This is a genomic window from Shewanella sp. M16, from assembly GCF_018224605.1.
GTDB classification, from domain to species: Bacteria; Pseudomonadota; Gammaproteobacteria; order Enterobacterales; family Shewanellaceae; genus Shewanella; species Shewanella oncorhynchi.
The window spans coordinates 1-24,318 of record NZ_JAGTUL010000003.1; the positions used below are offsets into that span (position 1 = coordinate 1).

The 24,318-nt window shown below is 46.0% G+C and carries 18 protein-coding genes; 7 read left to right on the forward strand and 11 right to left on the reverse strand.

Annotated features, from left to right (window positions below):
- The first annotated feature begins 185 nt into the window (after positions 1-185).
- Together KFE26_RS02535 and KFE26_RS02540 are read left to right on the forward strand one after the other, a co-directional pair.
- Positions 186-2,765, forward strand: a complete 2,580-nt coding sequence (locus KFE26_RS02535; RefSeq protein WP_212599569.1) for a bifunctional diguanylate cyclase/phosphodiesterase — start codon at positions 186-188, stop codon at positions 2,763-2,765.
- 75 nt (positions 2,766-2,840) lie between these two features.
- Positions 2,841-3,644 carry an SDR family oxidoreductase gene (locus KFE26_RS02540; RefSeq protein WP_113941707.1) on the forward strand — a complete coding sequence of 268 codons (804 nt, stop codon included), beginning with the start codon at positions 2,841-2,843 and terminating at the stop codon, positions 3,642-3,644.
- An 18-nt stretch (positions 3,645-3,662) separates the two neighbouring features.
- Here KFE26_RS02540 and KFE26_RS02545 read toward each other — a convergent pair whose 3' ends face one another.
- The 4 genes from KFE26_RS02545 to purH form a co-directional block, all read right to left on the reverse strand.
- Positions 3,663-3,890 (reverse strand): hypothetical protein, encoded by a 228-nt coding sequence (locus tag KFE26_RS02545; RefSeq protein ID WP_212599570.1) that lies wholly within the window; start codon positions 3,888-3,890, stop codon positions 3,663-3,665.
- A gap of 158 nt (positions 3,891-4,048) precedes the next feature.
- Positions 4,049-7,282: an ImpA family metalloprotease gene (locus KFE26_RS02550; RefSeq protein ID WP_212599571.1), complete on the reverse strand. Its 3,234-nt coding sequence runs from the start codon at positions 7,280-7,282 to the stop codon at positions 4,049-4,051.
- 177 nt (positions 7,283-7,459) lie between these two features.
- A complete protein-coding gene (gene purD / locus KFE26_RS02555) occupies positions 7,460-8,758 on the reverse strand; it encodes a phosphoribosylamine--glycine ligase (RefSeq protein WP_212599572.1) in 1,299 nt (432 codons plus the stop codon).
- A gap of 70 nt (positions 8,759-8,828) precedes the next feature.
- Entirely contained in the window at positions 8,829-10,427 is a 1,599-nt protein-coding gene (gene purH / locus KFE26_RS02560; RefSeq protein ID WP_212599573.1) for a bifunctional phosphoribosylaminoimidazolecarboxamide formyltransferase/IMP cyclohydrolase, read from the reverse strand.
- Between the two features lie 352 nt (positions 10,428-10,779).
- Here purH and zntR point away from each other — a divergent pair, with 352 nt between their 5' ends.
- Both zntR and KFE26_RS02570 read left to right on the forward strand, forming a co-directional pair.
- Complete coding sequence (zntR, locus tag KFE26_RS02565; protein ID WP_131524203.1) at positions 10,780-11,280, forward strand: Zn(2+)-responsive transcriptional regulator; 501 nt, start codon at positions 10,780-10,782, stop codon at positions 11,278-11,280.
- A 2-nt stretch (positions 11,281-11,282) separates the two neighbouring features.
- Complete coding sequence (locus KFE26_RS02570; protein ID WP_212599574.1) at positions 11,283-12,788, forward strand: SO_0444 family Cu/Zn efflux transporter; 1,506 nt, start codon at positions 11,283-11,285, stop codon at positions 12,786-12,788.
- A gap of 163 nt (positions 12,789-12,951) precedes the next feature.
- On the opposite strand, the gene KFE26_RS02575 is transcribed toward KFE26_RS02570, so the two are convergent.
- Together KFE26_RS02575 and KFE26_RS02580 are read right to left on the reverse strand one after the other, a co-directional pair.
- Positions 12,952-13,653 carry a pseudouridine synthase gene (locus KFE26_RS02575; RefSeq protein WP_212599575.1) on the reverse strand — a complete coding sequence of 234 codons (702 nt, stop codon included), beginning with the start codon at positions 13,651-13,653 and terminating at the stop codon, positions 12,952-12,954.
- Positions 13,654-13,914: 261 nt separating this feature from the next.
- On the reverse strand, positions 13,915-15,081 hold the full coding sequence (locus KFE26_RS02580) for an MFS transporter (protein ID WP_173496227.1): 1,167 nt from the start codon (positions 15,079-15,081) through the stop codon (positions 13,915-13,917).
- A gap of 610 nt (positions 15,082-15,691) precedes the next feature.
- On the opposite strand from KFE26_RS02580, the gene KFE26_RS02585 reads away from it, so the two are divergent.
- Positions 15,692-17,092: a DASS family sodium-coupled anion symporter gene (locus KFE26_RS02585; protein WP_168827785.1), complete on the forward strand. Its 1,401-nt coding sequence runs from the start codon at positions 15,692-15,694 to the stop codon at positions 17,090-17,092.
- A gap of 164 nt (positions 17,093-17,256) precedes the next feature.
- Here KFE26_RS02585 and KFE26_RS02590 read toward each other — a convergent pair whose 3' ends face one another.
- Positions 17,257-17,691, reverse strand: a complete 435-nt coding sequence (locus tag KFE26_RS02590) for a hypothetical protein (protein WP_212599576.1) — start codon at positions 17,689-17,691, stop codon at positions 17,257-17,259.
- A gap of 58 nt (positions 17,692-17,749) precedes the next feature.
- Entirely contained in the window at positions 17,750-18,172 is a 423-nt protein-coding gene (gene trxC / locus KFE26_RS02595) for a thioredoxin TrxC (protein WP_212599577.1), read from the reverse strand.
- Positions 18,173-18,406: 234 nt separating this feature from the next.
- On the opposite strand from trxC, the gene KFE26_RS02600 reads away from it, so the two are divergent.
- Entirely contained in the window at positions 18,407-18,742 is a 336-nt protein-coding gene (locus tag KFE26_RS02600; protein ID WP_011845636.1) for an FKBP-type peptidyl-prolyl cis-trans isomerase, read from the forward strand.
- A 142-nt stretch (positions 18,743-18,884) separates the two neighbouring features.
- Positions 18,885-19,862 carry a sensor domain-containing diguanylate cyclase gene (locus KFE26_RS02605; protein ID WP_212599578.1) on the forward strand — a complete coding sequence of 326 codons (978 nt, stop codon included), beginning with the start codon at positions 18,885-18,887 and terminating at the stop codon, positions 19,860-19,862.
- Positions 19,863-19,987: 125 nt separating this feature from the next.
- On the opposite strand, the gene KFE26_RS02610 is transcribed toward KFE26_RS02605, so the two are convergent.
- The 3 genes from KFE26_RS02610 to KFE26_RS02620 form a co-directional block, all read right to left on the reverse strand.
- A complete protein-coding gene (locus KFE26_RS02610; protein WP_105250378.1) occupies positions 19,988-20,332 on the reverse strand; it encodes a cytochrome c3 family protein in 345 nt (114 codons plus the stop codon).
- A gap of 69 nt (positions 20,333-20,401) precedes the next feature.
- Positions 20,402-22,081 (reverse strand): FAD-binding protein, encoded by a 1,680-nt coding sequence (locus tag KFE26_RS02615; RefSeq protein WP_212599579.1) that lies wholly within the window; start codon positions 22,079-22,081, stop codon positions 20,402-20,404.
- Positions 22,082-22,522: 441 nt separating this feature from the next.
- The gene (locus KFE26_RS02620; protein ID WP_173496228.1) at positions 22,523-24,259 is read right to left on the reverse strand and encodes a tannase/feruloyl esterase family alpha/beta hydrolase; all 1,737 of its coding nucleotides are present in this window, start codon (positions 24,257-24,259) and stop codon (positions 22,523-22,525) included.
- Between the last annotated feature and the right edge of the window lie 59 nt (positions 24,260-24,318).

The following is a 24,318-nucleotide window of genomic DNA, read 5'->3' on the forward strand; positions in this document are numbered from 1 at the left end:
TATAAGTAACGTGGGCTCGGAAATGTATATAAGAGACAGATTTAATTGCATGAAAATGTCTACTTTAGCAACGACTAAAGCGAAGTGATGTTTAATACTATTCGCAAATGAGATATGTTGCATGGCGCAGTGAAGGATTATGCAAGGCCGTCAATCAATTTAGTCATAACAAGCCGTGGTAAGAGATGCACATTGGCAAGAAAATAATGGTATTTATTGCGGGCTTTTGTCTCCCTGCGGTGGTAATTGTCTCCTATTGTCTTGGTTATTGGTACGACCATCGCGTCGAGCTATTACGTCAAGATAGTGCTAACCGTGAGCTTGCCAATATCCAGCAGCAGTTTCAAATTGATGTCGATCGCTTAACCTTTCTCACTAATATCTATGCCTTACCTTTGTCTCAATTAGATGAAGACCAACTTAAAAAGCTTGAATCCTCGTGGCGCGATAGCTCAATGTCAGCCAATCTGAGTTGGTATATTCTACGGCAGGGTGAATTGCACCCTTTTTTCCCCAATGAACGCCCCTTTGAGAATGATAAGTTACGAGAAATCGCCAGTGCTATTGTCAGTGCCGATAAGCCCAGTGTTGCTGGCGCTTATTTGATGGGTAAGTATGCTTATGTCGTTACTTCCGTGGCTTCTGCGCCCAATGAATCTGTGCTGCTGGTACGCCAACTGACTGATAAAGACTTACTGGAATATGCTCAGGCCTTATTGGTGACTAAGGTGAGCATGAGCCATTCTCGCGAAGTTACACCAACGGTTGATGGTGTGCACAGTGACGCGATTAACATTCCAAGTCTGTTAAAAGATAAGCCTGTCTACCTGCAAGTGCTGTTTTCCGATGGTCCCTTTAGAGAGGTTAAATTTCAACTCGATTGGGTATCGCTCGGATTTATTCTCTTTGGTGTGTTTATTGTTGGTCTTGGTTATATTTGGCTGCGTTCGGGCTTACTCAAACCCTTTAAAAATCTGATGCATCAATTGGCGCTGGTCGATCCTATGTCCAGTGTCTATCAACCCGTTACAAGCGAGGGTAATGAAGAATTAGAAGTGCTCGCCAGCCGTGTTAATAGCTTGCTGGCAAGAATTTATCAGCAAAAAGAACGCGCGAAAATCACCTTAGAATCCATTGCTGAAGCGGTGATTTTGACCGATGTCGATGCCAACGTGATTTATATGAATCCGCGGGCCGAGTTGCTTCTCGATGTTGCTAGTTGCTATGCCATAGGTCAGAGCCTTGCGAGTCTGTTAAAGGCTGGGGAGCAGTTGAATCAGGCGGTTTTTACCTGCATTCGTCTCGAAGAATCAGCGCCGCAGGTCGAGAAAATCAAGCTATTAACTGCTTCGCCTCGGATTATGGAGCGCAGTATTAGCAATCTGCGTAATCACGATAAAGAAATTGTTGGTACTGTCGTGGTATTGCGGGATATCACTCAAGAAGAGTTGCTTAAACACCAGCTACAAAAAAGGGCAAATTTCGATAGCATTACAGGGCTGCTAAACCGTCAGGCATTTGATGAGCAGTTACCCCAATTTGCCGCCTCAGCTAAAACCATCGCCGTTTGTTACCTCGATTTGGAGCAATTCAAGTTGATTAACGACAGCTGTGGCCATACTGCAGGCGATCGTATGCTTGCTATGGTGGCTAAGGCAATGCAGGCTTGTCTTGGGCCACAGGAGCTATTGGCGCGCCTTGGTGGCGATGAGTTTGGGTTAGTGATTTGTAATCGTAGTGCCTTATCTGTGGCGCAATTACTGAAGCAAATGATCGCACAAGTCTCCATGCAAGTGTTGAACGATAAAAACTGTAATTATAAAGTTGGTCTCAGCATAGGTGTCGCTTTTGGTCGTGCGCCCTATATTGATGCGCAAGAATTATTAAAAGACGCTGATATCGCCTGCATTGCCGCTAAAGCTAAGGGCGCCAATCAAATTCATTTTTACGATGATAAAGATAAAGAACTCACCTACCAAAGAAATGCGCCTAAGTGGGCGGTACGTATCGCGCAAGCGATTGAAGAAAACGAGTTGATCCTGTATTACCAACCGATCCGCGGACTAGGCAGTGGTCCGCAGCGACAACGAATGGAAATTCTGTTACGAATTCAAGAACCCTGCGGCCGTATTTTGGCGCCTGCGCAGTTTATTGCCGCGGCTGAGCGCTTTAAGCTGATGCCTGACATAGATAAAGAAGTGATCCGCAAAGCCTTTTTATGGTTGTCTTTGCACCCCGTGCTTTGGCCTGATCATTGTATTTCGATCAACCTTTCGGGCAATAGTTTAGGCGCCGAAGGTATGGTGGAATATATCGCCCAGCAGCAACACATTTTTGATATTCCAAGCCAATGTATTTGTTTTGAAATTACTGAAACCACCGCGATTCAAAATCGCAATCGTGGTATGGAAATGTTGAAGCAGTTACGTAAACTCGGTTTTTCATTTGCACTGGATGATTTTGGCAGTGGTTTTGCCTCTTATGGCTATCTGCGTGAGCTGCCGGTGGATTATGTCAAAATCGACGGCTGTTTTATTAAGAACCTCGCCGTGAATGCTAAAGACTACGCCATCGTTAAATCGATTCAGGATGTTTGTCGGGTTATGGGAATCGAGACTGTTGCTGAATTTGTTGAGAATCAGGATATTATTGACAGGTTGTTGAGTATAGGCATTAACTATGCGCAAGGTTATGCGATAGGGCGCCCGCAACCCTTAGCTAATTATCGTGAGCAATACGAGATGAGGCTTGCACAACGCGCGTGAAGGATTGCGCTTTTAGCGTGATTATGCCAATTTAGCAAAAGGCGTAATTAACATAGCGATAACAAAGGAATGACTATGGATGGACTCACAGGCAAGGTCGTGATCATCACGGGTGCCTCAGAAGGTATTGGTCGGGCGCTCGCAGTGGCAATGGCGCGAATGGGCTGCCAACTGGTGCTCAGTGCGCGTAATGAAACACGTCTCGCCTCACTCGCTTTAGAAATCGCTAATTATGGTCCGCCTCCTTTTGTATTTGCCGCCGATGTCTCCAGCCCAGAACAGTGTGAAGCCTTAGTTGAAGCTGCAGTTGCGCATTATGGTCATCTCGATATTTTGATTAACAATGCTGGCATGACTATGTGGTCACGTTTTGATGAACTGACTCAGCTCTCGGTGCTTGAAGACATAATGCGGGTGAATTATCTTGGTCCTGCGTATTTAACCCATGCCGCGTTACCGCACTTGAAAGCCAGTAAAGGCCAAGTGGTGGTTGTGGCGTCAGTCGCTGGATTAACGGGCGTTCCTACTCGCAGCGGTTATGCCGCTTCTAAACATGCTGTGATTGGTTTTTTCGATTCTTTGCGGATTGAATTAGTGGATGACAATGTGGCCGTAACTGTCATTTGCCCCGATTTTGTGGTGTCACAAATTCACAAACGCGCCCTTGATGGTGCAGGTAATCCTTTAGGCAAGTCACCGATGCAAGAAGCTAAGATACTGACGGCTGAGCAATGCGCTAATATGATGTTGCCAGTGATTGCAACTCGAGGCCGTCAACTGATTACTTCACTTCGCGGTCGTTTGGGGCGTTGGCTTAAGCTGATCGCACCAGGCTTAATCGACAAAATTGCCCGTAGGGCGATCGCCTCCGGGCACTAAATTTTTTGCCATTACAAGCTATTTGCCACTCTTATTGAGATGCTTAATGATGGATTGTTCAGCCTCACTTTGGGTCGCTTTGTCCCCATTGATATCGATAGTCACAGTCGCGTTATGGCCCGTCATATCCTCTGCAATATGAAACCAATCTGGATGCCAGTAAAAGCTGGCTCCTTCTAGGGTTTGCCAGTTATGTACGCCTGATTTTTCACCTTGATAAATAAGATCTTTTATCGAATAACCCATATATTTACCCCATTAATTTCATGATTGTTAAAAATATAAGAAGCTAGATGGTGCACGTCATCTGAACCTAGGTATGTGCTTTACATCACATTTTCAGGCAAACATAAACCCCGCCAGAGCGAGGTTTATGATCTTAGCGAGATTAAGGTTTAGCACACTTATGGTTTGGTGCACTGGGTTGGCGAACCCACGCCTTTCCACTGTGTAGTGCCATCAGTGAGTGACAGGGGCACAAAGGTCAAACCTTGGCTCATATTGGCGGGTGGCAAGTCGGTTTCTAACTCATACATGCCCATGGGGATAGCCCCTGATGTGGCATTGGCGGCAGTTTGCGAGGCCGCAAGGCTTGAGTAGTGTAGGCCTAACATATCGAAATGGCTGCGCCAATCTTTGCCTGTGAGTTTACTCAAAGACACCAGCATAAAGTCGTTGCCCGGAATATCTTTCACCGTTTTGCCACCGTAGACACTATTGCCTTCAAACGAAAATTGGCCAAAGCCCAGTTTGCTACGATTCGCTTCCCAATCACTGGCGTTATTCGCATATTTACCGAAAATACGACTGTGTTGATACAGCAAGGTAAAGAGATTAAAGCCATTGTTCAGAGTGGTGCCGTCACTGAGCGTCATGCCGTGAGCCTTAAGCGCCATTTGGATGTAAAACGCCATGCGATAACCGTTATGCACTGCATAAGCATTGCTGGCCCAAGGCGCAGTGTATCTGTCTTCACCAGCATCGAGCACCTTACAATTGGCGCCAAACACTACGCGTTTACCACTGGTGTCTGTTGTACCTGCGGCATCGGACATAAACACATAAAAGAGATCCTTGTGGTTCATGTGACCATCGGTCACTGTGCCTGTATTGCCGTCGCGCAGATAATGGGTTTTCCACTTCACCACATAGGGGAAAATATTGTTGGAGTTTTCCCCTGCGCGGCTGCCATAACCTGCCCAGATATCATGATCACTTGCCGCAGCATATTGCACATTGAGACGGTTAGTTTGTAGATTGTGGCCTAACTCATGGTTATCACCCCAACCCGTTGGGTCGATATTCCATGCTGCGTCCCAAGGATTACCGCTACAACCTCCACCACACTGGGCATTTTGGTCATAATTCGCGTGTTGAATGATAGTGCGGGTATGCAGACTATTATCGATACAGTTGTCGCCAAACAGTCCTTTGCAGACCGCTAGTACATCGGCGGGTAAGGATTCACTTAAGCTCTTGCCTTGGATCTTAAGTCCCGCAAGGGTGTAAACGCTGTTGATATGGTCATCGACAATACTTTTGAGTAGCGCATTTACATCGGGCACATCCCCGCCGATGGCGTTTAAAAAGCGGTCGCGACGCAGATGCTGCTCGGCACCATCGGTACGCAAGTCCACATGGGGTAATTCGGTATTTTGGATGCGATCGTTAAAGGCTGCTATTTCTGCAGGGTTTGAAAAATCCATAATGGTCGGATGTTTAGCCACATGCTCAGCGTTGACTTCGACACTTAACGCGCCGCCATCAGCACTCGAAGTATCACCACTGATATACAGATAAATCGGCCCACCGTAGGGGGAAGAAAATTCAAGACTTTGTCCTTGAGCTAAGCGTAGGCGTTGCTGCGCCAACTCCAATGGACCGCGGTAGATTTTCTGCTCATAGGCACGGTTAGTATTACGTCTGTGGTAGTTGAGTTTGATCTCCACATTTGCAGCGCTGCTATCGAGACGAGTCAGTTTAATGGTTTGTCCTGGCAGCGCATACCAGCCCGTGGTCGTCCATTGGCCTGCATAGGGCACGCTAATGGTTTTACGTTCAGTGACAGTCGCAGGATAAGCGTAGTGTGCATTGCTGCCATTGCTGAGGTTAGCTCTGTCGGTAACATATTCACCTAAATCTGGCTGGGCTAAGTTATGGCTACGGGCATAGCTGACGGTCCAATCGGCAAATAGGGCCTGCTGCCATTGGGCGTATTCGCTGTAGGCTATGGGGTAGTCAATCTCGCTGCGATACTTATCGGCGAGCAGCAGTCCGGCCTTCATCAAGGGGAAGTCTGCTTTGGTAAACACATCGATAGCATGGTTATCTAAGGTTTCAGCATTGGCTCGATACCAATCGGCACCCGCTTTGAATGAGTCAACAAAGGCGGCAGTATTACAGCTCAAGTAATTACCGCCGCAGTCGTTGAGTACTGAGGTGTCGAAGCGCCCTTCGTTAAGCTTACCGAGCAAATTATTCACCTTGGCCAGGGCGGTGTCTTCGACCAAAATATCGGTCACACTGAGGTTATTGGCATTGAGTTTTGACCAGTAATTGCCAGAGGTAGAAAGCCCCATCTCAAGGTAAAGTGGCGACAGTATTGGGCTTTCATTACGCCAGTAGTTAGAGAGCAACAAGGGAATTCCTGCCGCTTTGGCCTTGGCGATCGCGGCTTTTATGCCTGCAAAACCGAGTGACTGACGGTCTAAGTCACTAATGATAATCAGATCCGGTTTCAGTGTGTTGATACAGTTGCTTAACTCGCTGTAGTCACAGGTATTTGCTGTATTAATGCTATGGGCTGCGGGGTAGTTGTTTGTAAGCCAAGTGCGGATCCCTTCATTATGGGGAAAGTACCAACTGTCAACCTTGCTCGGCATTTGGGCGGTCACTATGCTGAGGCCGTCTTTTTTATCGGCACCTTTGGTCAGCCAGCCTAAAAGATTTTTCAATAAAGTATCAGTTTGCGCCGAAGTGTTGACAGAAAATAGATTTCCTCCCATGGCCGCATATCTTTGCCCCTGTTGCTCGCCCGCCATCACTAACCCACGAACGGCGCTTTCCCCACTGCCATCGACATTTGATGGCAAGACTGTAAAAGTGTTCTCCGGCATAAAGCTCGAAAAGGTAATTGAGTCATGGGTTGGATGCCAAGAGATGCTGCTACCGACACCTTGATATAGCTGATTTATCTGGGCTTTACGTTTGATGTCGATATTAGCGAGTTCGGCGATGCTGAAATCAATTAACTCACTCGCATTGGCAAGCCTGTGGTCTTGGTGCTTAATGGCATTTTCGGCATTACTGATAAATGTCGGCGTGATAGTGCAATCGGCCGTCATGGCCGCAGTGGTGTAAGTCAGCACATTGAGTGTGCCACCACAGCCAGTAATGCCCTCAAGTGTAAAGCCGGTATCGGCTGTAATGCTAAAAATAGCGCTTTTGCCAGACTCCACTTTTTGGCTGCTTGGACTCAGTGCGCCACCTATTACCGATAGGCTGCTGGCGGTGTATTGCACCAGCGCGGGAGGTTGGACTGGCGGCTGAGTGGGTGTTGTCGTGCCAGTATCTTCTGAGCCGCCACCGCATCCGCTAAGCAGTATGGCAATGTAGGCATAAAGTAGTCTAATCCTCATGGGGAGTCCTTGAACCTTGTGTATTTAACATTTGGTTGACATTGTATCTTGTTGCTCCTGTTTTCAATAGAATTAATTATATAATTTTATTGAAAATCATGATGTTATATTTGACGCTTGTCAAAAAACAGGCACAAAAAAACCGGCTTCTTGCCGGTTTTTTAATAGAGATATTAATTAATCTTGCTGTTCACGTGCGATTGCGCGATAACCAATATCGGTACGGAAATACACATCATCCCAGTGAATTTCATCAACCAATTTATAGGCGGCTTTTTGCGCTTCGGTGACTGTGTTACCCAGTGCCGTCGCACACAATACGCGACCGCCGTTGGTAACGACGTGGCCGTTTTTCATCTCAGTGCCCGCATGGAACACTTTGCCATTGTTATCGCCAAGGCTGAGACCGTCAATCACATCAAATTTGCGATACTCATCTGGGTAACCGCCAGCGGCCAATACCACGCCCACGGCTGCGCGCTCGTCGTATTCAGCTGTCACTTTATCTAACTCGCCACGGGTGGCGGCTAAACAAAGTTCCACTAAGTCAGACTTTAAACGCATCATAATCGGCTGAGTTTCTGGATCGCCGAAGCGGCAGTTGTACTCGAGTACTTTGGCGCTGCCATCGGGCGATATCATCAAACCCGCATACAGGAAGCCTGTGTAGATATTGCCTTCTGCCGCCATACCATCAACCGTTGGGCGAATGACGTTCGCCACAGTCCAATCGTGTACCGCTTGGGTTACCACAGGTGCTGGCGAGTAAGCGCCCATGCCGCCCGTGTTTGGGCCGTAATCGCCGTTATCACGGGCTTTATGATCTTGGCTGGTGGCCATTGGCAGAATGTTTTTACCATCGACCATCACGATAAAGCTGGCTTCTTCGCCCTTGAGAAACTCTTCAATCACTACGCGCGAACCCGCCTCGCCAAACTTGTTACCGGCGAGCATGTCATCAATTGCGGCATCGGCTTCAGCTTGGTCTTGGGCAATAATCACGCCTTTACCTGCGGCTAAACCGTCGGCTTTAATGACCACTGGATAACCAGTGGTGGCCGTTAATTCACGCACGAAGGCTTTAGCATCGCTGATTTCAGTGCAGTTTTTGTAACCCGCTGTTGGAATATTGTGGCGGGCTAAAAAATCCTTAGTGAAGGCTTTTGAACCTTCGAGTTGGGCTGCGGCCTTAGTTGGGCCAAAAATCGATAAACCTGCGGCATTGAAAGCATCGACGACACCGATCACGAGCGGCGCTTCAGGGCCGACTATGGTCAGTTCAATCTTATTAGTTTTCGCAAAATCGAGCAGAGCAGGGATGTCGGTGGCGCTGATCGCCAGATTTTCAACATTAGGTTCTAGGGCTGTGCCCGCATTGCCGGGTGCTACATAAACGGTATCAACTTGAGCCGATTGAGCGGCTTTCCAAGCTAGGGCATGTTCGCGGCCGCCGCCACCAATGATTAACACTTTCATGGTTAAAACTCCCACACATCGCAAAGGAAAAGGCCCTAATCGCTAGGGCCAAGTTTAATTTAAGTTGTTATCAATGACGGAAGTGGCGCATGCCTGTCATCACCATGGCCATGCCGTGCTCGTCTGCAGCAGCGATGATTTCAGCATCGCGCATTGAGCCGCCCGGTTGGATGATACAGCTAATGCCCGCAGCCGCTGCGGCATCGATACCGTCACGGAAGGGGAAGAAAGCATCGGACGCCATCACAGAGTTCACCACTTCTAAGCCTTCATCTGCGGCCTTGATGCCGGCGATTTTAGCGCTGTAAACGCGGCTCATTTGGCCAGCGCCGACACCGATAGTCATGCCGTCTTTGGCATAAACGATGGCGTTAGATTTAACGAACTTCGCCACTTTCCAGCAGAACATTAAGTCTTTCAGTTCGCTTGCAGTCGGTTGACGTTTAGAAACCACTTTGATGTCTTCTAAACCGACCATGCCTTGGTCGCGATCTTGTACCAGCAAGCCGCCGTTAACACGTTTGTAGTCTAAGGTTTGGGTCTTAGTATTCCATTGACCACATTCTAATAAACGCACGTTGGTCTTTTTCGCAACCACATCGCGCGCCGCTTGGCTAACGCTTGGGGCGATAATCACTTCAACGAATTGACGCTCAACGATCGCACTCGCCGTCGCAGCATCTAATTCGCCGTTGAAGGCGATAATGCCACCGAAGGCTGAGGTTGGGTCAGTTTGATAAGCGCGGTTATAGGCATCGAGTAAGTCTTTACCTAAGGCCACACCACAGGGGTTAGCGTGTTTAACGATAACACAGGCGGGTTCCAAGAATTCTTTTACGCACTCAAGGGCGGCATCGGTATCGGCAATATTGTTGTAAGACAAGGCTTTGCCTTGCAACTGAATCGCGGTAGCCACAGAAGCTTCATCAATTTTAGTGTCAACATAGAAAGCCGCTGCTTGATGGCTGTTTTCGCCATAGCGTAAGTCTTGTTTCTTCACTAATTGGGTGTTGAACGTGCGTGGGAACTTAGAATCAGCAAAGCATTCGTCCGTGCTGTGTGCAGGAACCATAGTACCGAAGTAGTTGGCGATCATGCCATCGTAACCCGCAGTGTGCTCAAAGGCCGCAATCGCTAAATCGAAACGCGTCGCATGGGTCGTGCAGCCATTGTTAGCCGTCATTTCTGCAAGTACGCGATCGTAATCGGCCGCATTCACCACGATAGTCACATCTTTATGGTTTTTCGCCGCAGCGCGCACCATAGTTGGACCGCCAATATCGATATTTTCGATAGCGTCTTCTAAGGTACAACCGGCTTTAGCCACAGTTTCAGCGAAGGGATAAAGGTTAACCGCAACTAGATCGATGGCATTGATATTGTTATCGGCCATCACGCTTTCATCAAGACCGCGGCGCGCTAAAATGCCGCCGTGCACTTTAGGGTGCAGCGTCTTAACGCGACCGTCCATGATCTCAGGGTGTCCTGTGTAATCAGATACTTCGATAACAGGCACGCCGTTATCCGCTAACAGGCGAGCGGTGCCGCCAGTTGATAACAGCTCCACACCTTGGGCGTGAAGTGCTTTGGCGAACTCGAGAATTCCGGTTTTATCTGAAACGCTTAACAGCGCGCGACGAATGGGTCTGGCATTATTTGCAGCAGTCATTTGGGTACAGGGTCCAGTTATTTTAGTTTCAAGGATCTTTCGGAAAACAGAACAGCCTTAACGCTGTACTGCTTTCCAAAAGTCCCTTGGTCCTATTTTTACTTTATTAGTTAACTTTTTATCCCTTCGTCACAGCGCGCGTATTCTAGCGTAAAACTCGATTTACGGGTGTTTTTTCTGCGTGATTTCACAATATTCATATCAGAACAAAGCGGCATTGCCGTCTTGGCTTTCAGTAAAGTTAAAATTACCTCTTGACCTTGGAGTAGGCTCCAAGGTTTATACTTGCATTATTGAGTTGTATGCTGGAAATGATCCCTGAGTTGTGGGCTATTTCGCAAAGGATGAAGACATGTATCGTATTGGTGAATTGGCGGATTTATGTGAGGTGAAAGCCGACACGTTAAGATTCTACGAGAAGCACGGCCTACTCGCGCCGTCGAGCCGTACTGAGTCTGGCTATCGAGTATATACCGAGGCCGATGCTGCGCGATTACGCTTTATTTTACGGGCGAAAGCTGTGGGTTTTACCCTCAATGAAATCAGTGAATTGCTGTCAATTGAACTCGATAAATCTAACCGAGTCTGTGCCGATGTAAAAGGCATGGTTGATTGTAAATTGGCTCAAGTACAGGCCAAAATTGCTGAGCTGAATCATTTTCAAGCGAGTTTACAAAGCTTGTCTGATGCTTGCTGTGGTGGGCCACGTAGCGCCGAACATTGCTCTATTTTAGAGGCGTTGGAGTCCAGCACTGAGCGGGTACGCGTTGAGCATCACTCTCATAATGTAAATCAGTACCAAGCGCACCAGAATCATCACGGCAAAGCCATTTATGAAGAGTCAGGGAATTAATTATGTTACTGAAGAATTTTATTGATCTGTTTTTAGACTCGGCGCCTTGGCTGTTACTAGGCCTGATTTTAGCTGGGCTATTAAAAGTATTCGTGCCAATGGCGTGGATGCAAAAGCAGCTCGGTGGTCACGGTTTTAAAACCGTAGTGAAAGCGGCGCTGCTTGGCGCACCTTTACCTTTGTGTTCTTGTGGCGTTATTCCCGCAGCAGTTGGACTGCGTCGCTCTGGTGCATCTAAAGCGGCCACCACCTCCTTTTTAGTCTCAACCCCTGAAACGGGCGTCGATTCCATCGCGGTTTCTTATGTGTTACTTGGCCCCTTTATGGCAATCATTAGACCGATTGCGGCCATTACCAGTGCGATAGTGGCGGGCTTACTCGTTGGTCGCGATGATGACGATGGCAAGTCAGTGGTTAAGGTAGATACTCAATCAGATAAGCCATTAGAGGGGGAGGCATCAGTGGCGTCTTGCTGTGCCTCAAAATCAGTGGCTCAGCCAGAGATGGTAAAAGCCGAAGCGGTTAAAAGCTGCTGCTCATCGACTACGCCTACGATAACGCCCGTAAAGTCTTCCTGCTGTGGTAATGACGGTGTTGATGCTCCTGCAGCCGAGCCAAAGCCGAAGATCAAAATGACGCCTATGGTGGCGCCGAGCTTAATGGCAGGTTCTTCAAGTGTTATGGCTGTTGGCGGTCAAACCATGGGATCTGTTCAAACTATGGGTTCTGTGGTTAAGGTTAACGCTGCTAAAGCAGAAAGCGTGGGGTCATGTTGTGGCAGTCAAACCACAGAGCCTGAAAAAATAGTGGTGGTGAAAAAAGGCGCTTGCTGTGGTGGCAGTGCTAAGGATGCTGAGCAGGTTAGTGCTAACACTGCAGGCGATAGCTGCTGTGCGTCTACTCAAGATATGGCGACTGAGTTTAAGTCGCAATCGGTACTCAGTCGTGTTGGAATTGGTCTTAAATATGCGGCAACGGATTTAGTGCGTGATACTACGCTGTGGCTGCTAGTGGGCTTATTTTTCGCAGCTCTGGTACAAACCTATGTGCCGGCTGACTTTTTAGCTAAATGGGGCGATGGCATTCTGGCTATGCTAGTGATGGTGCTCGTTTCTGTGCCTATGTATATTTGCGCGACCGCATCGACACCGATTGCCGCTGGATTATTATTGGCGGGTGTGTCACCGGGTGCTGTACTCGTGTTTATGATGGCAGGTCCGGCAACCAATATCGCGACTTTAGGCATAGTGGCTAAAGAGCTAGGTAAACGTGCGCTGTGGGGCTACCTTGGCGGTGTGATTGGCGTGGCCTTAGTGGCCGGTATGTTGGTCAATTATCTGGTTAATACCTTTGGTTTTGTGGTGATGCCACAAATTGGTGAAGAGCACCAAATGTTACCTCAATGGTTAGTGGCAACCTCTGGCATAGTGCTGGCGTTACTCATGGCAAAAGTGGTTTTTGAGAAGATCCCAAGAAGCTGGGTTCGCCGCAACGATTGCTGTTCTTAGTCGATTCATATTCCGCTAAGCAGTATCAAACACATAAACATCCCAGTGTTGTTGCTAACACTGGGATTTTTTATGGGATTGATTTGCAAACCTATCAGTATTTGTTTGCTTTTTTAACGTCGATAAACGTAGGCGGCCTGTCGGCTTCAGCCTTGTTAATTGATTAGGATGGGAAGGAGCTTATCTCTGCCAAGGTTAAGTTGCGCCATTTCCCTACATCGATATCTAAGGCCACTGCGCCAATTTGCGCCCTGTGTAGGGCAACCACTTTATTGCCCACGGCGGCAAACATCCTTTTGACTTGATGAAACTTGCCTTCGGTGAGCGTGAGTAGCACGGTTTTTTCATCCACTTGCTGCAGTGTTGCTGGCAGAGTGAGGGCGGTTTCGCCCTGTAGATTTAGCCCTGCGGCAAACTTTGCGGCTATGGCTGCAGTCGCTTCGCTGTTGAGTGGATCTCGCAGTTGGACACGATAGATTTTTTCGCACTGATATTGAGGCGAGATAATATTAAACGACCAGCGGCCATCGTCAGTCAGTAGCACTAAGCCTGTGGTATCAGCATCTAGGCGGCCAACGATGTGCAGGTCAAATGCGCGATCGATATCGAGCAGATGAAATAGCGAAGGGTAGGCTCCATCCACATTTGAGCACAAGGTATTAGCTGGTTTGTGCAACATGATATAGCGAGATGGGCGTGGCGCTAGCGGCTTTCCATTAAGACTGACAGTATTATTTTCATGCACTTGCATTGCGCAGTCTGTCACGATAGCGCCATTGACTGTGATTGAGCCGCTAAGAATGGTGACTCTTGCGGCTTTGCGATCAAGATCTGTGCTTTTACAGAGGAATTTATCGAGGCGCATAGTGAAATCTCAGGAAAAACAGTCAGCACAGGTGTTTAAGTAAGCTGCATTATCGCGACTTAGGGAGGATAAGCAACTGCTCTGTCTGAATGTTAAAACTAAGCGTACTGATTTTTAACATTATGACCTTTGTGGATCATCTTGCTGTTCGTTTTGTGTTGATTTGACCGCAGATGTTTTCTATTTGAGCCACTCGATGAGCATATCGTTCATTAAGTGGCTGCTTATTGAGTTGCAGTGCAATGTATTTTATGGGACTTGTTAAGGCGAGGAAAAACTTGGCTTAGTGTTAATAAGTAATTGAGCAAAAATGTAAATACTGCTCAGAATACAGCATATTCCTAAATAAATGAGTAAGCCGAACTCCGTTTGGCCAAAACTGCTGGCCACTAATGGGCCTATCACTGACCCCACCGAATAGCTCAGTAGCATCACTTGAGTCGCTGAAACAATTTGGCTAGCAGGCAAGTCGTCACAAGCTAAGCTGATTGCAATCGGGTAAAGGGCAAAAGCGCTGGCGCCAAGCAAGAGAAATCCAATAATCAGTGTCATATTTGAATGCTGAGTGAGTAGCAATAATGCTGCGACACCCAGTAGGCAAAAGCTTACTATCAAGCCACTTTTGTTAACTCGAGGAGATAAATAACTGACTAAAGGTTGTACCAGCATGCCACCTACAATGATGAGGGCCATAAATTGTCCTGTTTGCTGATCAAGCCCCATATCCAGTGCCACATAGATGGGAAGTAAACCATAGATAGGGCCAAGCAATAATCCAGAGACTAAACATCCCATAATGGCAGGCTGACTTAGGTTTTTTAGCGCAGACAATGACATTGATTGTTGTTCGCTTACCTGAGGTTGACCACGTTTTACCAGTAGTGCGGGTAAACTTGCCGCGGCTAATAATCCCATGATCACTAGGTAAGGTAGATTGCCCTTTGTACCTAAATAATCAATGGCTAATTGTCCTAAGGCAGTGCCTCCATAAAGCGCTGTCATATAAAGTCCAAGCCGCTTAGCGCGTTGCTTTTGGGTATCGGCCATTAATAGCCATGATTCAACCACCACAAAAATTCCTGCAACCGCAAATCCCGCTATAAGTCGAGAGGCTAACCAGACTCCACTTTTGGGGATTAATATCATAGCGACAACGCTGCAAAGAAGGATATTCAAAAAAAGGATAAAGGCTTTACTGTGGCCGATACGGGCAACAACAGGAGCAATACAAGGCGCCCCCAGTAATAAACCTAAATAAAAAATACTGGCCAGTAATGGAGCAAGTGAGGTGCTGAGTTCGAAAAAAGTGAGCGACAGTGGGATTAAGCTCATCAGGTAGCCTGATGCCAAAGCAAACAAACTTAACCCTGCTACGGGGACGAAAAGGCTGGGCTTTTGAGCCGACTGAGTTAAGGCAATTTTTTCCACGGCGGTTCCGAAAACAGACAAATATTATACGCTAGGCGGGGTTGCGGTCGCGACTTTAGGCTGGATCGCTGACAGGGTAAAGTGAGTTAGATTGACTGTGGTGGTGAATAATATTTGTGTTTACTATTCATGTAGATATTGGGTTTTCTATGTTGCCTTGTTGCAATACGTTTGTGTTGGTCGCTTGCTGTTCACTGCGTCGCAGTTTTAGTGCACATTCAACGATACCTAGATTCGATTTAGCGCTACACACATTCAATTTTGTGCCAAATTTGGGGAATAATACCTAATCCTACCAATGATCAGAAGGTATGATTAATTAGTTGATTATCACCTTGGTAGAAAGTGTGGCGTGATCTATATCTCAGTTTTAAACATTAATTAAATTACAACGTGGGCAAGGTTTTGTTCGATCTTTGTCCGTTTGAAATTTTAAAACAAAGGTGTCGATCAGAATTTGGTGATTATTGTCGCTAATCGGCCGTTTGTGCGTGCTAGCCCAGCAATAAATGTTGTTGCCAAGTGATAAAATTACAAAATAAACCGCTTTGCCAAGTGTGATCTATGCCCTAAATTTGCGTCAAAATAAAATGGTATTAAGGTTGTAACCATGTCTTTAACAGATTCAAGTACTGCTCCACCTAATAAAGCTCCCGTCAGCGAGGGGCTCGATAAGAAAAAAATGCTGATCCTAGTGGCTGATATTGTGCTGTTATTTGCACTTTATTACGGTTTACCTTTCGAACAAGGGGTGAATACTGGGCTGGCCATTTTGTTCTTTGCAGCGATTCTTTGGCTGACCGAAGCGATTCACATCAGTATCACTGCGATTCTCGTTCCTATACTCGCCGTATTCTTTGGGGTGTTTGAAACCAAGGAGGCGATGAGTAACTTTGCCAATCCCATCATTTACTTATTCTTTGGTGGTTTCGTATTGGCTGCGGCCTTGCACCATCAAAAGATTGATACCCTCATAGCGCAAAAGCTGCTGCTAGCCTCTAAGGGCAAACTCAGTATCGCTTGTTTGATGCTGTTTGGAGTAACTGCGCTGCTATCTATGTGGATCAGCAATACCGCGACCACGGCGATGATGTTGCCATTGGCACTCGGGATTTTGCAGCAGCTCGACCGCGAAAAATACCACAGCACCTATGTATTCCTTCTGCTTGGTATTGCCTATTCGGCCAACATAGGCGGTATCGGTACTTTAGTGGGTAGCCCACCGAATGCGATTGCTGCGGCTCAAGTGGGCTTAAGTTTTAGTGATTGGCTGAAGTTTGGTATTCCAACCGTTATCCTCATGCTACCTATGATGTTGATTGCCTTGTATTGGTATTTTAAGCCTGATCTTTCTGCCAAATTCGATGTGAATGTTGAAGCTCAGAAGCTGACATTTCAGGGGAAATTTACTCTGCTTATCTTCCTGACTACCGTATGTTGCTGGATTTTCAGTGTGCCGTTAGCCAAGGCATTAGGTGGCATCACTCAGTTTGATACCATAGTCGCCTTAGGGGCCGTCGTTTTACTCTCGGGCTTAGGTTTGGTCGGCTGGAAGAAAATTGAATCGACCACAGATTGGGGCGTACTCATATTGTTTGGTGGTGGTTTAACACTGAGCGCAGTACTAAAAACGACTGGCACCAGCGTATTTTTAGCTCACTGGATGACAGATATTTTCGGTAGCACTCACATGTCGTTGTTCGTTTTTGCTGTGATTGCTTTTGTGGTGATGTTGACTGAATTTGCCAGTAACACCGCCAGCGCTGCACTATTAGTGCCTGTATTTGCTGCGATTGCTGAGGCATTAGGCATATCGCCTGTAATGTTATCTGTGCTGATTGGTATTGCAGCTTCTTGCGCCTTTATGCTGCCGGTGGCGACACCGCCCAATGCTATCGTTTATGGTTCTGGCCATATCAAGCAATCGGAAATGGTGCGAGTGGGTATGATCATCAACTTTATCAGTATGATAGTCTTGGGTATTATCGCCCATACCTTCTGGGATATTTAACACTGATATAGTTCATGGAAACTTTGTGTTTTAACGTTGCCGCTATAATAGTATTCGCCTTATGAAGAGCATAGGGCGGATACGCATTTTGTTTGTAGCAGAGTCGTTGTACCGAGTTTTTGGGCTTAGTGTTTCGAAGCTTACTCTATGCTTATGTTTTGCACTTAATTTGAGGTTAAGTTGCGACTAAAAGTATTTGCGCTATAAATTGCTTGATGTTGATAACGTAGATAAAAGATTTCTTTTACGTTGATGATATCAATCTGTTCAATATCATTTTTATATAATACGGGAGTGGTATCGCCTTCAGTGACAGTAACGGCTTGTAAAATAATAGGCTTATCTGTCATGGCAAAAAACACTTCTGCTTGCTGTAAATTCTCTGAAAGATAAACATAAGCTGTCTGCGGCTCGGCAGAATTATGATCACTGCGAGTAAAGGCGATCCCTTGCTCGAATGGGCGAATGCATTGCTGAGTTTCATCGTTCCAAGTCCCTCCCTTGTCGAGACAAGTATCAATTGTGAGATGTTGTTGTAAACCCCATCCTGTCACCACTAGCAAGAGTACTGCGCCCAGTAAGAACATTGCTTTTTTCAATTTTCGTTACCTTTACAAAATTAGCTCGGCTGAGCGTTTGTATCTTAGCTCAATCCTCTTATTTATAGGCATTTAACCATTGGTTAAACGCTGAGGAGGGTAAAGCTCCGGCTTGCTGGGTGAGTATGTGGCCTTGTTTAAAAATCATTAAGGTTGGAATAGATCGAATATTAAATTGAGCCGCGAGGGCTTGCTGTTCTTCAGTATTGATTTTACCGAAGCGAAATTGAGGCTCCCAAGTTTTAGCTGCTGCAGAAAATATTGGCGCAAAACTTTTACAGGGCCCACACCAGCTGGCCCAAAAGTCAACGACAAGGGGAAGCTCTGATTTATTAGCATGGTTGGCAAAGTTTGCGCTATTGAGTTCAATTGGCGCAGCCGTAAAGACACTGAGCTTACATTTACCGCAAGTGGGTTGTTGGTTTAAACGCTCATCGGGAACGCGGTTTAACGTATCGCAATGGGGGCAGGCAATAATCATGGCAAAGCTCCAAAATAAAACGTTTATATGACTTATATATTGGGCTAACCGACAGTAATTTAAAGAGCGAGTGATGATGTTATCGCCCATGATGACCTTATTATTAAGGATAAAGAAGTGAACCGAGCTGCAGAAATGTTTAGATTGCGCCGACAAGCCCGCTCTTCGGTGATAAAATCCTGCGCAAAGTTGAATATCACGCCCTAAGTGCGAACAAGAAAAGAGAATGAAGATATGACTGAATTAGAAGTAATCGATCTGCAAGTGGGCGAAGGAAAAGAAGCGGTAAAAGGCGCACTAATCACCACCCAATATCGTGGATTTTTGCAGGATGGTACCCAATTCGATTCATCCTATGATCGGGGTCAGGCGTTTCAATGTGTAATTGGTACTGGCCGTGTGATTAAAGGCTGGGATCAAGGTATTATGGGGATGAAAGTCGGTGGCAAACGTAAGTTGTTAGTCCCAGCTCATTTAGCCTATGGCGAGCGTCAAGTGGGGGCACATATCAAACCAAATTCTGATCTCACCTTTGAGATCGAATTGCTCGAAGTGCTGACTCGCGACTAAGCGTGACAGGACTGCGAGAGTCTGTGTAAGCTCGATTGAGCCAATATGATTCTGGCTCATCTTGTACTCCTCGCTATGTTGCTTCGGCATAGGGTGATTTACACTAGACTCAATTTTCCCACTTAAAGGAAAGAGATTTGTCGTGGCTTCGGATACTGCAGCAGAGTTAATTGCGCAACTTCAGGCTGAGATCACTCAGCTAAAAAGTGAAAACGCTCATTTAGCAGCGTTGAATTATCGTGCCGAAGAAAAACTCTTTGCGGCCCTCGATGGTAATGGTTTATGTCTATGGGAACAGCATATTCCAAGCGGAAATTTAACCATATTTAACATGCGCTGGGGTGAAATGCTCGGGTTTAGTCCTGAAGAGTTTGTTGCCCATGTTGATATCTGGAAAAGTAAATTACACCCCGAAGATAAAGAATGGGTGATAAAAGCCTTTGAAGATCATGTGAATGGTCAAGCCGATTACTATCAAGCAGTTCACAGAATGCTACACAAAGATGGCAGTATAACCTGGGTGTCCGATCGTGGGCGTATTGTCGAGCGCTTAGCTGATGGAACACCATTGCGAATGATGGGCAGCCATATCGATATTACTCAAGAAAAGCGCTACGAAATAGATTTAGCCCGCTTAGCCCACAGTGATCCACTCACCAACTTAATGAATCGCCAAGCTATTGCCAAAGTATTCGATGAATCCTCGCAACCAGGTATTCGCGGTGCGTTATTTTTTATCGACCTTGATGGTTTTAAAGCGTTAAATGACCGTCACGGCCATAAGTTTGGTGACAGCCTGTTGATGCACGTTGCGCATACTTTGGTATCTCATGCAGGTGAATTTGCGCATATCGCACGGTTAGGGGGTGACGAGTTTGTGATATTACTGCCGTCATTTGATCGTGAATCTTTAGGGGCACTCGCACAATCATTGCTCGATGTTTATCGAGATAAATTCCTGCTAGAAGGTTGTGAAGTGGAGGTAGGCCTGAGTATCGGTATTGATATATTTGGCTCTGGTGATAGTTTTGCCGAGAGTTGTGATCGCGCGGATGCCGCCATGTATCGCGTGAAACACCAAGGAAAGCATGGATATTGTTTTTATCAGTCGTCGGAATAATGTTCCAAGCCTGCTGATCTTAGTAATACTTAATTTAGATTTGATTACAGTGCCTTATTCGAACAAAAAACCACCTTTAATGGTGGTTTTTTGTTTTTTAGCTTTTTAAGCGTAGTGTCATCAGCTTATGGAGTTACAAAATTAAATGGTTGATGGCAACTGACACAATAGTTTTCAGATTTTTTGTGTACATGGTGGCACTTACTGCAATCAGTTTCGGTGTCGAAGTGGCGATTTTTATGGGGATTGGTTGGTTTTACATCCGCCGTTTTTTCCGCTAATTTCTTAGTGTTGTGGCATTGTACACACTTGAGCATAGGGACTGCTTGTCGTTCTTCTGCACCATGGCAGCTTGCACATTTAAGGCCTTTCGCCATATGAGTTTGATCGAGTAAAGTACTCTCTTTAGCGAACGCGCTGCCAGCGAAAATACCCAAAATAATAGCCAATATAATTGTTAAGTTTTTCATTGTTTGATCCCATTATTCATTTCACAGGATGCCAAAATGTGAGGCATCCATTATTGATGACTATGTGTTCTATAGCTTTGCTACATATTTGCCAGCTAAATAGCCGAAGGTGTAGCAGCGACCTAAAGACAAGCCAAATACCGTTAATGGGTAGTCAACGCCACCGTAGAAACCTGCTCCTAGGTTACCAACAATGAATAAACCTGGAATTTCCTTACCATCGGCATCAAGTACTTGGTGGTTGTCGTTAACGAGAATTCCTGAACATAAAGTAGAAATACGCATACGACGGTGAATACCGTAAAACGGTGGTTTGAGCACTGGTACCATTTTGCTTCTAGGTTTACCGAAGTCCTCATCTTTACCTTTTTTGCACAGCTCGTTATAACGGTTAACGCTGGCAACAAAGGTTTTTGGATCGCACTCTAACTTCACAGCCAATTCTTCTAATGTGTTAGCTGAATGGGTGTTGATCAAAGAGGGAAATACTCCTGTTTTCTCATCAGGAACTTCAGGCATATAAACTTTAAGCTCTTCAGGAGAATAGAGGTGGCCAGGCCAATCCTTCGCTTGCGTCATATAGTCAGAATCAAATACTTGTGAGTAATGCCCCGCATTCTGCTCATCTTTCAAGTAGTTATTCATTAGAGACATCTCAACCTTCTCATTCACAAAGCGCTCACCTTTACGGTTTACCGCTAAGAATGGCATGTCACACATGGAAGCCGGGCCGGCATCGAAGTCGTGCAACATTTTGGTATGTCCAACAGGTTCAATAACGCCGCCAGCCCAATAGGCCATAGCAAAACCGTCACCGGTACGATCCATTTGTTTACGTTCAAAGTTTTTCAGTTCGGGGATGAAGAAGTCACACATGGCTTTGTTATTTTGATAGTCGCCAGAGGACAGAATGACACCTTTCTTCGCCATGTATTTGTGGTACTTACCATCACGAGTTTGAGCAATGACGCCGATGACTTTTCCTGACTCATCCTGGATTAATTGTTGTGCAGGAGTATTAAAGAAAAACTTAACGCCTGCTTTTTCCGCTGTTTTAGCTAATGCGCGGATAGCATCACCCGTGGTGTAGGGTTTAGGGCCGCAGAAAGAAGTGATAAAATTTAAACGGTCATCAGTATCAGCAATTCCGCGAATACCGTGCTGCACTTTAGTTCCTTGGTCAACAATCTGGCCGCCACCTTGTTTAACTCTATCGATAACCCAAGTGACAGCTTCACCTGAATTGTAAGCCCATTGCTTAAGAAGACCGGGATGTGAACGGTGCGCGTTATCCGCCATTAAACGGCTAACTAAAGCTTCAATTGCTGATTTATCACTGTTTTTCAGGTCAATCCCTGAACCAGTGTTTCCTTGAGAGACTGGAATGGCTTGCTTTTGTAAACACGCAACGGTTGCACCACTTTCTCTGGCGGATAGAGCCGCAGGCACACCAGAGGCTCCAGCACCGACGACGACGACATCAAAGGTTTGGGTTGTTGCAATATCTTTATCAGCAATAGGTTTTGGCTTAGGTAGAAAATTGAGCGTTGCGCCGCCAATTTCGCCATATTCAGTGCCAACTTGAAGTGGTGCAGCACTCGCTGAAGCAATACCAAGACTTGCAAAGGCTAAGCCACCACTTCCCACTGCAGCTCGAGTTAGGAAACTTCTTCGAGATATACCATTCTGAAGCACGCTAGCAGTGTATTGATCGATTTCTTTCGGTTTCTGTGAATGCTCTTTACTCATTTTGATACTCCTTGGGTCCTCATTGCTAAGGTCGATATGACATCGTTAGCAACGACAATGGATCTGGCCATAACCGCATGTGATTTGTTTGCTTTAAAAACTAGAAGTGCAGTTGCGTGAAAGTGATTAAATTCTCATTCATTAACAACATACGTTTAAATGTATGACATATGACAATAAACCAAAAGAGGTATTAATTACATCTTTGCAGTGCTTCACAAAATGCTGGCATTTTGAGCGATGAATGTGATTATTCTTTTTAAAACAATCTAATATAGGACTTTATTGAATGAATAAGTTTGGCGACGCGGGAAATATGAGCGTCTGATTTTATGCATGTTTAAGTAGTTAACAAATAGGGACTATTTATAAATAAACATGATTTGAGGTAGGCCACCTCAACAATATTGAGGTGGCCTTTGGGCTTTAATGCCCTAGGGATTATTTAGGTGTTACACAGGTAAAATTGGCGGCATCTTCAATATTGCCTATGCCATTATATTTTGCGAATTGGGGGTATGGGCAGAGGACCCGAGTTCTGCTTTTTGACCAATCACTGGGTAATTCGGCATTTTCAGGGCGGACTGAAGCCGTGATGTTTTGGGGTTCGACTCCTTTTTCAACCCAGTCAACCAATGCGCGGATCATGTTAAATTTATCTGTGGTAGGACCGCTGCCGCAATGATTCATCCCAGGGATAAGGAATAAACGGGCGAAGGTTTCTGCGTGCCCAGCATTGGCCTCGGCTAATTCGTTATACCAGTTCACTGTATCATTGGCTGAAAATACGGGGTCAGATGTTCCATGGAACAACATCATCTTAGCGCCGCGATTTTTTATGACCGAAAGATCCGTTGGCTGGGGCGGTGTCATAAAGTCTATACCCGATTCGGAGTAAATCGAATCCGTGGCATAGATCCGTTGGGTATCCTCATCCATGCTAAATGATTGCACAAATTCCAAACTGGATTGTTCAGTTGCACCATTAAAGGGGGTTGGTGGCGAACTAAAAATAAAACCAACGGCACCAGGGTCTCGATTGAGCGCCATGTTATATTCCCAGGAAGCCCAACCAGATGCGCCGATACCCGCATCGTATGGGAAGTCAGTATAAATGGCTTCACCTGTCTTGCTGTTATGGGGCCCTGCCATGATATTGCCGAGTACCTGCTTTTGCTCTGCTGTTAAGCAGGTATTATCTCTGTCACTTGAACAGGTTGGAACATCACGTTCAAGGTCAAAGGTCTTTTGACAGGAATAGGTGTCGGTAATAATGCCATCGCTCACACCGTCAAGGGCATCACACTGCTCGAGGACTTTTTGGGAAACGAGGGAGAATTCTTCAGGGGTAATGGCGGTTTGTAGTGTGGCTAAAATATCAGGACCATCAAATTCAACCAGCTTTGAATACTCTTGAACACCATACATTTGCGCTACTGCAGCTTTAGGTAAGTTAAATCCAGGGTTGCCTACTAGAAAGCCATCGTACATATCGGCAAAACGACTGGCCGCGACCATAGTGTGTCTACCACCGTTAGAACAACCGGCAAAATATGATCTATCAGGTTGCTTACCATATGCTTTTTCTATTAAAGCTTTCGCCATTGGCGTTAATTCGGCCACAGCATTGTAACCATAGTCAAGCCTTGCTTGAGGATCTAAACCAAAGAAAGGGATTGGTGCTGGATGCCCCATATCAGAACTTATCACAGCGAACCCTTCATTGAGGGCGGCAGAATCTGGGCCTGCGGAAAACACTAAGCGGCCAACCGCCTTAGCGATCGAACCGTCGAGGCCGCCATTGGCTTGATAATAGAATCGACCATTCCAGTTAGTGGGTAAACGCATTTCAAAGCCGATCGCATAGCGGGTTTCTCCCGCAATGCCAGTTCCCATCCTTTCATTCATATAACCCGTCACTAAACAATGTTCTGGTGCTCGGTAACGTTCAGTAGCGCTATATTCAACATTGCCAGCCGCAATAATTTGTGAGTTCGTTATCACAGTATTTTTGAAATTATATTGTGAAGCAATTTCACTACATAGATTCAGTGTGGCGGGTGTGGCCGAGGCTAACTGTGGTAATGGGGTTTCGGCGTTATCGTTATTTCCACATCCGCTAAATAAAAAACATGACATAGCAACGGCTGGAATAAGTAAGAAATTCTTTGTTTCCATTTAATCTCAATCCTTAAGTCAAAGTGTTTACCGCAACTTTTAGTTGGGTATGGGTAATT